Raw genomic sequence first — 13,623 nt, 5'->3', positions numbered from 1 at the left:
AGAAGGCATTGCTCAATCTGACCGTGCGGTTATGGCTACCGATATCACTACCAAACGAATCCGCACTAGCAGCTACTGAGGCGTGTTACTGCTAGGCGATCATTTACTAGCGAACGCTCACCTTCAACTTAGCTGGTTCGCTAGGACTTCCCTCGATCTTCAATTCGCGACCATTGGCGTCTAGATGACGCACAATCTTATAGACATTTTCTATTTTGTCTTGTGCGTCCATCCTTTCAACAATCTCGTTTAAAGAAAGCGCACTGTCCGAAGCTTTGACGACTTCCTTCACTTTAGTTTGCAGCGATAGGACGTCTGCTGCTGCTTTTTTTCCTGCTTCTACACCTGGCTGGTGATAAGCGTTGATGTTGACTAGGCTGGCATACAGACTCACTGCCCGCTCGTATAGTGCAATCAACGCACCTACCATCTTGGGCGAAACTTCGGGGATCGTAATTGTGATCGAATCACGGTCGTTTTCTGATAGGGCTCGGCGAGTCCCCTGCAATAGACCTGATAGATAATCTCCAGAGGTCACACCTGGCTCAACATCCACCGATGGCCCTTCACGGTCTTTAAGCACTTCAATCAAAGTCGCAAAGAAGTTGGGAATACCTTCTCTAAGCTGCTGAACGTAAGCATGCTGGTCGGTTGAGCCTTTGTTTCCATAGACTGCAATGCCTTGGTAAACCGTGTTGCCATCTAGGTCTTTTTCTTTACCAAGTGACTCCATTACTAGCTGCTGTAAGTAACGGCTAAACAGCAACAGGCTGTCTTTGTAGGGCAGCACTACCATGTCTTTCTCACCGGTGCCGTTGCCAGCAAAGTACCAGGCGAGCGCTAGCAAAGCAGCTGGGTTTGTGCGCAAATCATGAACGCGAGTAGCTTCGTCCATTTCTTTGGCCCCAGCTAGCATGTCGCGAATATCAATACCTTGTAACGCCGCTGGCAGTAGCCCAACCGCAGATAGCTCAGAGGTTCTGCCACCGACCCAGTCATGCATCGGAAAAGTTGCTAGCCAGCCTTCGTCAGTGGCGATATTTTCTAGCTTGCTGTCGATCCCTGTTACCGCAACGGCATACTTCGCAAAGGACAGTCCGGCGCGCTCGTAGGCAGCTTTGGCTTCAATCATGCCGTTACGCGTTTCGGGGGTGCCACCTGATTTTGAAGTGATAATGACTAAAGTGCTTTTGAGGCGATCGCCAATTTCTTCAAAGACATGATCTATGCCAATCGGATCCGTGTTGTCGATAAAGTGAATATCAATATCAGGAACAGCAGGTGCTAACGCTTTGGAGACGAACTGAGGTCCCAGCGCCGAGCCGCCGATGCCAACTGAGAGAATGTCAGTGAATTTAGGCTCGTTAGGGGGTGTGATCGCTCCGCTGCGAACTTTCTTTGCAAAGTCTTCTAAGCTTTCAAGCGTTTCGACAATGTCCTTCTTAAGTTCTTCAGAAGGCGCTAGCTCTGGAGCACGTAGCCAATAGTGACCGACCATGCGGCCTTCATCTGGATTGGCGATCGCACCTTTTTCAAGTTCGTCCATCGCCGCAAATGCTTGATCAAACTTGGGCGCTAGTTGCTCAGCGTAAGGATCATCAAAGCTCATGCGACTAATATCTACATAGATACCTAGCCCCTCATGGTAATAGAGCCAGTCCTGATACCGTTCCCAGAGTGCTGCCAATTCCATGACTGTTATTCTCTCATCGTAATTTATGTGCTTGAACTTTTACTTGAAGTCGGTACGCTCAACCGTGATCTATGCAACAGTCTGCGTGACAGCCCTAGTAGTCAACTGCTCAAAAGCCGATTGACTGGCCGTCTGAGTCAAGTTCCCAGGGTTAGCAGTAGCATTAGTTAATCTATCTAACGCTACGCCTTCCTAGACCCGAAGCCGAGCAAGGAGATGGAATGAATTTAACATTCACCCGCCTCGTAATCTTGACGAATTAGCCTAGGAGTATAGTCATGGCTCTACCCTCTCTGTAAGATATTAGAGTGAGCTTAACGTTAGATAGTAGAAGAATAAACCTCTCAAACGAATATCCCGCCTCCCTATGGTCGCTTTCGATTTTGCCAATTCCATCTGCGTCGCCAGTCTGAGCGCATCTAGCTTGGCTTCCAACCTAACGCTTGCCAATCTAGAAGGATGGTTGGATAACGCTGCGTTTGCCGTCTTATTCGCAGCGATGTTGGCTTACTGGAGCGGCCTAGCGTTTGAAAAGGTGAAGGTGCTGCCAGTTATCGGTGGCGTAGGTATGGCGATTGGCAACTTAGCGATGGCGGCGTTGCTTACAGCTCGTTGGATCGAAGGCGGGTACTTCCCGCTGAGTAATCTCTACGAATCTTTATTTTTTATTGCTTGGGGCATCACGGCTGTTCATCTCGCAGCTGAAAAGATGACAGATAGTCGCTGGGTCGGGGCGGTGACCTCTCCGGTGGCAATGGCGATCGCCGCCTTTGCCGCTTTGACCTTACCCAGTGCGATGCAAGTATCTGAGCCGCTGGTCCCAGCGCTGAAGTCCAACTGGCTGATGATGCATGTGAGCGTGATGCTGCTGAGCTACGCGGCGCTGATGGTGGGATCTTTGATTGCGATCGCCTTCCTCATTGTCACTCGTGGCCAGGCGGTGGAACTCAAGGGCAGCTCTGTGGGTACAGGTGGTTTTCGCGATCGCAAGTACCAGCTAAAAAGAGCGACTAATTCTCTTGCTGTAGATCGCGCTGTAGAGAATGCGGTCACAGAGCAAATTATCACCGCCGGGGGCAGTACAACAGGAGGCAGTACCGCCGTTTTAGCCGCACCTGCTAAGAGCGTAGTGACCAAAGATACCTCTACCAAGAGCACTGCCGAAGACACAGACTCCACCCTCTCTCTTCAACGACTCACGCTCGCAGATACGTTAGACAACATTAGCTATCGCATCATTGGCTTAGGGTTTCCTTTGTTAACAATTGGTATTATTGCTGGCGCAGTTTGGGCAAACGAGGCTTGGGGTTCTTACTGGAGCTGGGATCCAAAAGAAACCTGGGCGCTGATTACCTGGTTAGTTTTTGCGGCATACCTACATGCTCGGATCACAAAAGGATGGCAAGGGAGGAAGCCTGCGATTCTAGCCGCATCTGGGTTTGTAGTGGTGTGGATCTGCTACCTAGGCGTCAACATTTTAGGAAAAGGATTGCATAGCTACGGCTGGTTCTTCTAGTACTTCTTCGGGGTATGAGGTCTGTTCGCTAGCTGCATCAATCAAATCGATAGGTAGAAATCAATCAGTCTATACTGCTAGCAAGGTAGGCATGATAAGCTCAGCTCCTGTGATTCGGTAAGTTTTGTGTCAGCTGTAGCGAGTTCTGTAAAATCTCAAGTCACCCTTTTAGCCCTTTGTCAGGCGCTAGCGATGACTACGAATACCGTTTTGATCACGACAGCGGCGCTAGTAGGCTACGCGCTAGCTACGGATAAATCGTTGGCTACCTTACCATTGGCAATTCGGCAAGTCGCCACGATGAGCGCGACTATTCCAGCCTCGGTCCTAATGCAGCGCGTTGGCAGGCGAAATGGATTTTTATTGGGTTCTTTGGTGGGGATAGCAGGTGCGGGTCTAAGCATCTACAGTCTGACTATCACCAGCTACTGGCTATTTGCACTTTCGATGGCCTTGCTAGGATTATCAAATAGCTTGGTCGGCTATTATCGATTCGCAGCAGCTGATGTTGCCGATGAAGCTTTGCGATCGCAGGCAATTTCATGGGTAATTGCGGGTGGAATCATTGCGGCTGTTCTTGGTCCGTGGCTAGCAAACGGTTCTAAAGATTGGTTCGACAGCGAAATCTATATTGGTGCTTTTGTCGCTGTTTTGGGGCTACAGATACTTTCTGCGCTGCTGCTGTGCTTTCTTCAAATTCCGCATTCCAGCCGACGAAAGCTTCAAACTAGCTCGCGTTCGCTCTTTGAGATTGTGCGGCAGCCTAAGTTTGGCGTTGCTACTTTTGGCAGCACGATTAGCTATGGTGTGATGGCCTTTGTAATGACAGCAACGCCGCTAGCAATGTCGGCAGAAAACCACAGTTTTTCTCAGTCGGCAGCGGTAATCCAGTGGCATGTTCTTGGCATGTTTGGTCCGGCTTTAATCACCGGCTGGTTGATCAAACGGTTGGGCGTGCTCAGCATTATTTTGACTGGAGCAGCGCTACTCTTGGGCTGTATGGGATTGAACTTAGCCGGCACTAGTTTCTGGCATTTTGCGATCGCGCTGCTTCTACTCGGACTCGGTTGGAACTTTATGTATGTAGGCTCTACTACCTTGCTAACTGAGACCTATACCTCAGACGAAAAAGCTCAAGCACAGGCCGTACATGATTTTATTGTGTTTGGTTTTGTGGCGATCGCCACCTATTCTTCAGGCCAAATCTTTTACAGCTTCGACTGGGTCATGCTTAACCAAATTAGCTGGCCCTTGGTTCTAGCTGTCTTACTTACCGTTCTTTGGCTGCAGAACCAGCTGATCAGCTCTAACCAACGCTAACAATCTAACCAACGCTAGCAAATAGTGTCTCTATTGGTTGAACTGCTGCCTCTGCGCTGGTTACTATCTCTAGTACTTTGTTCTTAGCCACGTCTTGACCGATGGCATCTACACAGACCTGAGCTACCTTCACCCGCGGAATACTTCCTTCAAATAGTGTATCGGCAGGAGACATTACAATCGCCTGAGCATTATCCTCATCTTTCAATCCACCGGGGCGCACAATCGTGTACGGCACACCGCTCACTTTCAAATAATCTTCTGCCTGCTGCTTCCAGTACAAGATTCCCCAAAACAGGTTCAATGGGTGAAAAATCTTAGACACACATAGCGACGACACCATCACAAACTGGTCAATTCCTGCTGCCTTTGCCGCATCTACCAAGTTCTTATTACCTTCGTAGTCGACCTTATAAGGGCCTGTAGGATCAAAGCTGGGTTCTGCGCCTGTTGCACTGAGCAAGGCATCGCAGCCTGCTAACGCGGTAGTTAGACTTTCCGGGCTCATTACATCGCCAATGACTTTCTCAACTGTGTCTGGCAGCACTGAGTTGGCTTTGTCTAGATTTCTAACTAGTGCTCGAACTTCGATGCCCTTCTCTAGAAGCAACTTGACAATATGACTACCTGTCTTTCCCGTCGAACCTGCAACCAGTGCTTTCATCTACCAAGGCCCACTTATTAAGTACAAGCGAAGTATATAAGTATATAGCGATTCCAAATCGTATGAGGTAGGTCTGAATCTCTAGTCGAGCTGACCACACTTATTCGAGCAGCTACGTTCTCAAGCTGATAGCTCGGCGCATCTTTAGTTTGGGGGTGTTTGGAGGAAAAACAAGGGGGATAGATGAGTCTATCCCAAGACATACTAGTTACTTTGCTTTATCAGAGTAGAAAACCTATCGTTTGGAATTCTCTTAGAGAAACCGCCCAAAGTAATATGGGCGATCAAGCGTAGCCATCAGCACTGTCTTAGTAGAGCGCTAGTGTCATATTGATTCAGTAAATCAACGAAGGTTTTCAAAAGCCCTCAGTATGTACTGTTAGATAGAACACAAATAGGCAGATAGTCTAGTGGTCTTGGTACGGATGTTTTTTATCTTTTGTGACCATTTCTATGCAAATTCATTCTAATGGAGCATCCCACGCAGGCTCCCCATTTTTTGAAACGGGTGCTAGTCTGATTGAAGATCAAAAAACTTCAAAAAAGAACGTAACTTCTTTTAAAGACACTTTGCATTTTCAAGGCAACTACATAGGTCATATGGAGATGTATGCAGATGCTACTACCGTGGCGCAGTATCTGGATGCTCACCAAGAATGGTTTCCTCAGTGTGCTCAACCCATGGAAGTAGAGCCCATCGGAAAGAATGGCTATGGTCTAGCTGTCGGCAAGTATAAGAGCCTAAATCATGTAGTAGAGCCAAAGATTGGTTTGCGTTTACTGCCTCAAGAAAAAGGTATCTATCGCATCGAAACCATCCCGGTGCCTGGCTACAACCCTGAAGGCTACGACGTCGACTTTCATGCTTCTATGACGCTGTGCGAAGAGGCTGCCAAAGATATTCCAAAAGATATCGATGTCGAAAAAACTACTCATGTAGAGTGGGAGCTTAGCCTATCTACTTGGGTAGAAGTTCCCCGCTTTGTACAAGCTTTGCCAGATAACCTAGTCAAAGCCTCTGGCGACCAGCTTCTCACTCAAATTGTTCGCCAGGTCTCTAAACGCTTGACTCGCAAAGTTCAAGCTGAGTTTCATACGTCTATGGGCCTACCTATTCCTTGTTCGCAAAAACGCTTTTGGCAACGGTGAATCATCCCTACAGTCAGCTCCCTACAAGCGTCCTTCATATATTCGAATCAAGACACAGCGCTGCCCTGCCGAAAGTTGCTTTGGTGATTGACCGGCCTTAACTGATTTATCTTACCTCTATCCTCATAGTGAAAAGCCAGTAGCCATGAAGATACTGGCCGTACCGGCTCGCTCGTAGAAGAGCGATAGGAACCGACGCACTAAAAAGGGGAAAGAAGCCTTTTCTAGAAGACTCTTTCCCCTTTTTCCTTAGTCAGTTAATTGACTCAGCAGATGTATTGAGCTGCGTTTACTTGCTCAATACATCTGCTGAGTCAAAGCTTGGTTATCGTTTAGTTGTCGTAGACGCGGCACTCATCTGCTTCAGGATTGTCGTCACAATACTGATCAAAGGGTGACTTTTCAGGCTTCTTTGTACGCTGGTGAGAAGCTTCGGCTTGAAGTTCTTCGACGGCATCCCATGCGGCAGCACAACCTTCTGCGTCATTGTTGTCTGCAGAGCAAGCTTCACGGGCTGCTTCAATTTCAGTCTTGATTTTTTCTTGGATATCGCTCATGGCAAACCGTGTTTAGTAAAGTTTTAACGACGTTTGGTTCAGTCTCTATTCTAGCTTTGGCTGCTTTAAACTGCCGTATCATAGATGGCAGTACAAGAAGCACTTGCTTCACCCCCTGTAAGATAAGGATAGAGCTGTATCCAAACGGTTTGACGGGGTGAATGAGTATAGTATGTCAGCAGTTTTCAGTAAAAAGCTCTACCCGTAGGATAATCTTAATCTTAAGGAGCCTGCATGTATGAAATGGGTAAGCGCGATCTCGACTAGTGTTTCTTTGGAAACCGCTGTGAAGGAGGTTGTTGGGGAAGTAAAGGACAAGCTAGATCGGCGGATTGACCTTGCGCTTGTTTTTGTATCAGTAGCGTTTGCTAGTGAATATGAACGGTTAATGCCATTACTTCAGGCTCATCTACCCACTGCTCAGATAGTAGGCTGTAGCGGTAGCGGCGTGATCGGCATGGATGAGAGTTTTCCTGCCGAAATTGAAGCTGGGCCAGCATTGAGTCTGATGGTGGCACATCTACCGGATGTCAGCATTAATAGCTTTTATCTGACGGCAGCTGATTTGCCCGATCTAGATAGCCCACCGCAGGCTTGGGTTGATCTAATCGGTGTTGAACCTGCAGAGCAACCAGGGTTTGTGCTGATGGCGGACCCATTTTCTTCAGGGACGAGTGAGCTACTTCAGGGATTAGATTTTGCTTATCCGGGAGCGACGAAGGTGGGTGGACTGGCTGGCATTGAAAGCTTTAGCAAGTATAGTGGTCTGTTTTGCGGCCAGCGGCGCTATCGAGAAGGTATTGTTGGCGTGGCGCTATCGGGTGAGATTGTGCTGCAGGCAATTGTGGCGCAGGGCTGCCGGCCTATTGGTCAGCTGTATCGTGTAAGTGAGGGCGATCGCAACATCATGATCAAGCTCGAACTCGATGAGCTAGCTGACACTGGAAGACCTCAGACATCCCAGACACCTCTAGAAATCTTGCAGACGCTTTTCCAGAGAATGAGTGAGGAAGAGCGGGTAATGATGCAAAATGCCTTATTCATTGGGGTAGCGCAAAGCGGATTCAAGTCGACGCTAACTCGCCGAGACTTTCTAATTCGAAACTTGGTTGGAGTAAATCCGAATAACGGAGCGATCGCAGTAGCAGATAAGATTCGTCCGGGTATGCGGGTTCAATTTCACATGCGTGACGCTCAGACATCAGCAGAAGATCTCGAAGAAATGCTGCGCCGCTACAGCGTAGAACGATTAGAGAACCAGCTAGCAGAAGCTCACACAGGCTGTCTTCCAGCAGGTGCCTTGCTGTTTTCCTGTACAGGACGAGGAGAAGGACTCTATGATGAGCCTAATTTTGATTCTGATCTGTTTGAAAAGTATCTAGGTCCACTGCCAGTAGGTGGCTTTTTCTGCAATGGCGAGATTGGACCAGTAGGGGGCTCAACGTTCCTACACGGATTTACATCTGTGTTTGGAATCTGCTGCAAGCCTGCTTGATCTATCCTCGGATAAAACTAGAGTCAATTCGGGTGCCTTGTTCGCTAGCACTCCGTTCTTTTTCAGCACGATCACGCGCCTCACGCAATCGCTGTTCATACTTAGGCAGGATCTCTTGCACTTCGAAGTAAGCCTGTGTACCCTGTGGAATCTGTCGTAAGCTATTGATAGCGGTCTGCCAGTCTTTTACCACCGTTTCCCAAGCTTCTGCAGACGCTGCGGTCTCGGACTTCTGAGCGGCTTGCGTAGCCGACTGTTGAGCTTGACTCAGATTCTCTTCCGCCGTTGACTCAATTCTAACTCTTAGTCGAATAGTGGATAAGTTGGCACGGTATTCTGTTAGCTTCGTCTGAGCTAGCTCGTATACCGGACCGTTGTCTGGAACGGATGATAGTCCAACGATCGCCTCTTGCCACTGACTGGCAATCTCTTCCCAAGTAGACGCTGAGTGAGGAGGATCTTGTGATTGAACCGCAGCGCTGTATGCCGTACCTTGAGCCACACTAACAAGATCTAAGGCGTTAAGCTGTCGTTCGTATTCTAGGATGGCAGTTTGAGCTTCGTCATAATAGCTAGACCAGACAGGAATAGGCTCTAGCTGTTGAATAGAGCGTCTTATGCTTTGCTGAGCTGCTTGAATACTCGCGGCAGAATTATCTTGGCGCAGTTGAGCTAGGGCTTCATCGCTTTCTATTCTGGCTGTTTCTAAGCGATCGCACTGACCAATGCTACAGGGTCTAGTCAACCCAAAGCCTAGTATGCCAGTCATCAAAATACCCAAAAGACCAACAAACGCCCAGGCTTTTTTGCCTGAGCGCTGAGAAGACCGTTTGCCCTGCCACTGCTCTGCTTCGACAGTCGCAATGCCCTTGTCGGTTGAGTGGGTCGGTTGAGCGCGATCGCCTTCGTAATCTTCGCGATTTTTGGCTTCGCGGCTATCACCGATATACGCTTCGGTGGTGTAGTCATGTTCTAAATAGCCCTCATCCGCGTCACCGAGGCTAGTACGGATACTTGGCAGCGCCTCTGCTTCATCGTATTCAAAAGGAATTGTTTCATCGTCGCCATGATCAGAAAGATCTAATTGGTCACTTTCATTATCTTTTGCCCAATCTTTCGTCCCAAAGTCGTCCGTAGCAGTTTCTTCTGTAGGGTTTATTTCAGACGTTTCTTGAGAAAATGGATCGTTGAGCGCTATCTTCTCTTCTAATTTGAGTTCTTCTGGCCTTCTAACGGTAGAAGCTTCAAGCGATAGGTTGAAAGGGATTGAAGCTTCTACCGTGGGATCAATGGGTTCAGCTATTTCACTAGACTCACGTTTCTTGAACTCTGGTTTCTTAGACTCTGTTACTTGTTCTGGCGCTTCAGATTCTGCTACAGGTTCTGAAGATTCTGCTACAGGTTCTGATGGGTTTAAACCTAGATCTGTAAGTGCAAGATCTGACTCTGTTTCTTGAGTAGATGGTAAGGTGCCAGGCTCTGACGCTTCTAGCTCAGATTCATCAGACACTACGGGAAGCTTTGATACCTTCGGCTCTGATTCTTCAACTTTTGAACCGACTTCTTGTTCATCAACCAGATTATCTTCTATACGATCTTCTTCTATGGACTCTATGTTTGTTGAGCTTCCTACTTCTGAAGGGTGCAAAGAGGCTTCGTCAATAGGCTTTGGTCCTTGATCTTCAACAAACTCATCTGCATACAGCACATCATCTATCAAAGAGTCTTCTATAAAGAAATCTGCTTCAAATTCCGCTGTAGAGCCTAGCGTCTCGTCGGTGAGTTCTTCTAGGGCGAGATCTTCTGATTCGGATGATGCCATGAAATCGAATAAATCTACTGTTGCTTTTGGACTTAGATTTTCTTGATCAAGTTCGAAAAAATCCGACGCCCTTTCAGATTCGAGATAGCTACTAACTGGCAATTCGACCGCTGGCAGATCTAGCTCTGATGAAGGCACTGTAGGCACCTCGTCTGAAACTAAAAACTCCATTAGCTCATCACTAGACTGCTGATTCTCCTGTGAGATACCCTCAGAGAGATCGGCAAATAGATCGCTCGCGCTATCAGCACTGAAGGCTGATACAAAATTGCCTTCAGACCTGAGATCATCAGATGTTAGATCTAGCTCTTCTACGCTTGAGTAGTCGGGCGTAGTAAACGAAGTCGATCGATCGAAATCTGAGTGTCCAAATAGGTCAGCGAATCCATCTTCTATCTTCCATGTAAATGATCGCATCGTGAACGGGCTGGAAGTGTTTTGATACTTCAAATAGAGCTGTACAACAACCTCATTTGCGATCGCCGATAGGTCGGCAAGTTCACTAGGAAGTCCAACGACATTGAAATAATGTCGCAGATAATCTTCTAGCCAGTCCAATGTCTGAACGGTCAGCTTTTTGACGTCATTCCCTTCTGCGGATGGATACTCAATAAGGACCATCACCTTATTGCGACCCTGCGTGCATCGAGCCGTAGTTTCAGAAGGAATGTCGTGGCGCTTAGAAAGCGCTTGGTTGAGTTCTGCTGATAAAGTCTCGAAGGTAGGTGCAGGCATAAACGGACACACTCACAAGATGACGCCGAGGATTCCAAAGATAATGAAGTTGGTGAGATAGTAGCAGCTAAAGTTGGTGTATTAGACCGTAGTTCTATCAAAATGAGAGGAAGTTAGTTGATTCCTAGCTCAGTTATAGGCGCTTTACTATGGATATATTGATTGTGGAAGATGAGGCTGATATTGCCGAACTCATTCAGCTTTATCTATCTAAAGAAGGCTTTCGCTGCCACATTTGCCGGGATGGCAAAACTGCGCTCGACCGTTTTAGATTGATTCAGCCAGATCTAATTATCTTAGATCTAATGATTCCAGGCTTAGATGGATTAGAGGTCTGTGCTAGGGTCCGTCAGCAAAACGAGATTAAAGATCCTTACATCATGATGCTGACTGCCCGCGGGGAAGAGATGGACCGCATTATAGGCCTATCGACGGGCGCAGACGACTATATAGTGAAGCCTTTTAGTCCTAGAGAACTTGTAGCCAGGGTTCGTGCCGTATTAAGGCGTAGTTTAAGAGGTAGCCATCAGCCAAGGACTACCTATCAAACAGCGCACTTTACAGTGGATCTCGATCAACGAACGGCTAGTCAAAAGGTAGTTGAATCAGTCTCTAGAGAGGAAGGTTTAGAGGTCGAAGACAGTGCCGAAGGTAATACCAGTGGACAGAATGCTCAAAACCAGTTGGAGATAGCGCAGATACCGTTGGAGCTAACGCCATTAGAGTTTGACTTATTAGCTACGTTCATGAGCTATCCAGGCCGGGTCTGGAACCGTAGTCAGCTGATTGACAAACTATGGGGAGAAGACTTCTTTGGAGATGAACGAGTAGTGGATACGCATATCGCCAGGCTACGCAAGAAGATTGAACCAGACCCGTCTGCGCCAACGTTTGTAAAGACGGTAGTGGGTGTGGGCTATCGGTTTGAGGATGAATAGGTGTGCTGCAAGCAGTTGCAAGGTTCTATTAGGAAAGGTTCTATTGGTCTACACAACTCTTGGCAGTAGTTAAGTGAAAGATGATTTGCGTCGGAAAAAGATGGGATTACGCAATCAGCTGTTGGTTTCTCAGCTGAGCGTGCTAGCAGTGGCGATCGCATCACTAGCGATTGTGAGCCGACTATATACACCGCGATATTTTGTCGTGACGCTAGAGCGGATGGAACTGCGGGGTGTCAGAGTTCAACAGCAGGTGAAAGGTCAGCTGCTTAAGGGGTTTGAAGGGGCATGGGTACGAGGTCTGTTCTGGTCTTTTGTACTAGGAGGAGCAAGTGCAGGCGGCGCGAGCTGGTGGCTGTCTCGGCGGATTACAAAGCCGCTATTGCGGATGGAATCGGTTACGCAACAGTTTGCGGCGGGGGATTTTTCTTCTCGGGTACCACCGCTAGAAATCCCCGAATTTGACCGCTTAGGCCATAGCTTTAATCGGATGGCGGATGATTTAGAGGGCGTAGAGCAACGGCGGCGCGAGCTAGTAGGCGATCTTACCCACGAACTGCGTACGCCGCTGACGATCGTCAAAGGATATTTGGAAGGGCTAGCAGACGGTGCGATCTCGCCTACACCTGAGACGTATGATCGCCTTGCAAACGAGACAGAGCGACTTCGGCGACTAGTCAACGATTTGCAAGAGCTATCGAAGCTAGAGTCTGGCTATCTGCCGATTCATCCACAGGCAGTGAATATTGTGCCGTTGGTCACTCAGGTATGCGATCGCTTTGCCGATCAGCTAATTAATTCTGACCAGCTCAAGCTCACAACTGAATTTTCGCCGGACCTATTGCCCGTTTGGGGTGATCCTGCACGAATTGAGCAGATCTTGGTAAATCTACTGAGTAATGCACTGCGCCACACCAAAGCTGGTGAGGTGAATGTCCGTGTTTATACGCAAGCGACTAACGACGCTAAGTTGGTTTGGATAGCTGTTTCGGATACCGGTGAAGGCATTAAGAAAACCGATATTCCGCGCGTGTTTGAGCGCTTTTGGAGAGCAGATAGATCTCGCGATCGCATCTCAGGCGGATCGGGAATTGGTTTGGCTATCTGCCGGCGTTTAGTCGAACTTCAAGGCGGTACGATCACCGCTACTAGTGAGATTGGGGTGGGTAGTACCTTCACCTTTTCGTTACCAGTCGCCTCAGATATATAAAGATCTGAGCCGTACGGTAGTTGACTCAGTAGTTACACGGTCATCATGAACTCATAGACGGCAGTTTTATTAGTGTCTCTACGGAGACTTTTAATTTCTGCTCCATAACATCTGCTCTGTAACAAGTAACAGGAAAGCTATGAATCAGAATGACCGAGACCAAGAACTAATGAATTGTTTGACCCATGTGCCATTGAACCATCCGACAAGGAAGAAGTCAGGTCGTAACCCAGAAACGCTAGAAGCCGAAATGACCACCGGAGGTACACAAGAACCCCCGCTTACCAGTTGTCATCAGGCTGAGCCAGAAAGGGAAGCCTGCGACCTAGAAACGCCTTTAGAAGCTGAATCAGTTTATGTGGGTGTACAAGGGCGTTCTCACACAAACCGTCAAGCTAAGTCAATTCGTGCTTGGCAGCAGCGTCGTCATCACTTTGACACGTTCAGGCCTCTCTAGTTCCTGAAATTCTCTGCCCTAGAATTTATTACCCAAGCTATATGCTTCCCGTCCGCATACTCGAAAG

Annotated in this window: 11 protein-coding genes; 7 read left to right on the top strand and 4 right to left on the bottom strand. The window is 48.0% G+C overall.

From position 1 onward, the window contains the following. Positions 1-106 precede the first annotated feature (106 nt). On the bottom strand, positions 107-1,693 hold the full coding sequence (locus S7335_RS16355; protein ID WP_006455302.1) for a glucose-6-phosphate isomerase: 1,587 nt from the start codon (positions 1,691-1,693) through the stop codon (positions 107-109). Between the two features lie 367 nt (positions 1,694-2,060). Here S7335_RS16355 and ccsB point away from each other — a divergent pair, with 367 nt between their 5' ends. Both ccsB and S7335_RS16345 read left to right on the top strand, forming a co-directional pair. Continuing rightward, positions 2,061-3,209, top strand: coding sequence for a c-type cytochrome biogenesis protein CcsB (gene ccsB, locus S7335_RS16350; RefSeq protein WP_083785097.1), 1,149 nt, complete (start codon positions 2,061-2,063; stop codon positions 3,207-3,209). A 126-nt stretch (positions 3,210-3,335) separates the two neighbouring features. Further along, positions 3,336-4,529, top strand: coding sequence for an MFS transporter (locus S7335_RS16345; RefSeq protein ID WP_006453810.1), 1,194 nt, complete (start codon positions 3,336-3,338; stop codon positions 4,527-4,529). 4 nt (positions 4,530-4,533) lie between these two features. On the opposite strand, the gene S7335_RS16340 is transcribed toward S7335_RS16345, so the two are convergent. After that, on the bottom strand, positions 4,534-5,193 hold the full coding sequence (locus S7335_RS16340) for an SDR family oxidoreductase (protein ID WP_006456242.1): 660 nt from the start codon (positions 5,191-5,193) through the stop codon (positions 4,534-4,536). 453 nt (positions 5,194-5,646) lie between these two features. Between S7335_RS16340 and S7335_RS16335 the strand changes: the two genes are divergently transcribed. Next, on the top strand, positions 5,647-6,342 hold the full coding sequence (locus S7335_RS16335; protein ID WP_006455260.1) for a DUF1997 domain-containing protein: 696 nt from the start codon (positions 5,647-5,649) through the stop codon (positions 6,340-6,342). A gap of 332 nt (positions 6,343-6,674) precedes the next feature. On the opposite strand, the gene S7335_RS16330 is transcribed toward S7335_RS16335, so the two are convergent. Next, positions 6,675-6,899, bottom strand: a complete 225-nt coding sequence (locus tag S7335_RS16330; protein ID WP_006453737.1) for a Calvin cycle protein CP12 — start codon at positions 6,897-6,899, stop codon at positions 6,675-6,677. Positions 6,900-7,137: 238 nt separating this feature from the next. Between S7335_RS16330 and S7335_RS16325 the strand changes: the two genes are divergently transcribed. Continuing rightward, positions 7,138-8,394, top strand: coding sequence for an FIST N-terminal domain-containing protein (locus S7335_RS16325; protein WP_006454178.1), 1,257 nt, complete (start codon positions 7,138-7,140; stop codon positions 8,392-8,394). 1 nt (position 8,395) lies between these two features. Here S7335_RS16325 and S7335_RS16320 read toward each other — a convergent pair whose 3' ends face one another. Continuing rightward, positions 8,396-10,951, bottom strand: coding sequence for a hypothetical protein (locus tag S7335_RS16320; protein WP_006454288.1), 2,556 nt, complete (start codon positions 10,949-10,951; stop codon positions 8,396-8,398). 149 nt (positions 10,952-11,100) lie between these two features. Between S7335_RS16320 and S7335_RS16315 the strand changes: the two genes are divergently transcribed. From S7335_RS16315 to S7335_RS16305, 3 genes are all read left to right on the top strand, one after another. Beyond that, positions 11,101-11,889 (top strand): response regulator, encoded by a 789-nt coding sequence (locus S7335_RS16315; RefSeq protein WP_006457018.1) that lies wholly within the window; start codon positions 11,101-11,103, stop codon positions 11,887-11,889. Positions 11,890-11,962: 73 nt separating this feature from the next. Next, complete coding sequence (locus S7335_RS16310; protein WP_006455444.1) at positions 11,963-13,099, top strand: cell wall metabolism sensor histidine kinase WalK; 1,137 nt, start codon at positions 11,963-11,965, stop codon at positions 13,097-13,099. A gap of 139 nt (positions 13,100-13,238) precedes the next feature. After that, positions 13,239-13,556: a hypothetical protein gene (locus S7335_RS16305; RefSeq protein ID WP_006456849.1), complete on the top strand. Its 318-nt coding sequence runs from the start codon at positions 13,239-13,241 to the stop codon at positions 13,554-13,556. The last annotated feature ends 67 nt before the right edge of the window (positions 13,557-13,623 follow it).

The organism is Synechococcus sp. PCC 7335 (genome assembly GCF_000155595.1).
Taxonomy (GTDB): domain Bacteria; phylum Cyanobacteriota; class Cyanobacteriia; order Phormidesmidales; family Phormidesmidaceae; genus Phormidesmis.
The sequence above is the reverse complement of the archived record's forward strand: the minus strand, read 5'-3'. Positions and strand labels throughout refer to the sequence as shown.

Coding starts and splice junctions, on each gene's coding strand:
- S7335_RS16355 (WP_006455302.1), bottom strand. CDS start 1,693: ATGGAATTGGCAGCACTCTGGGAACGGTATCAGGACTGGCTCTATTAC.
- ccsB (WP_083785097.1), top strand. CDS start 2,061: ATGGTCGCTTTCGATTTTGCCAATTCCATCTGCGTCGCCAGTCTGAGC.
- S7335_RS16340 (WP_006456242.1), bottom strand. CDS start 5,193: ATGAAAGCACTGGTTGCAGGTTCGACGGGAAAGACAGGTAGTCATATT.
- S7335_RS16335 (WP_006455260.1), top strand. CDS start 5,647: ATGCAAATTCATTCTAATGGAGCATCCCACGCAGGCTCCCCATTTTTT.
- S7335_RS16330 (WP_006453737.1), bottom strand. CDS start 6,899: ATGAGCGATATCCAAGAAAAAATCAAGACTGAAATTGAAGCAGCCCGT.
- S7335_RS16325 (WP_006454178.1), top strand. CDS start 7,138: ATGAAATGGGTAAGCGCGATCTCGACTAGTGTTTCTTTGGAAACCGCT.
- S7335_RS16320 (WP_006454288.1), bottom strand. CDS start 10,951: ATGCCTGCACCTACCTTCGAGACTTTATCAGCAGAACTCAACCAAGCG.
- S7335_RS16315 (WP_006457018.1), top strand. CDS start 11,101: ATGGATATATTGATTGTGGAAGATGAGGCTGATATTGCCGAACTCATT.
- S7335_RS16305 (WP_006456849.1), top strand. CDS start 13,239: ATGAATCAGAATGACCGAGACCAAGAACTAATGAATTGTTTGACCCAT.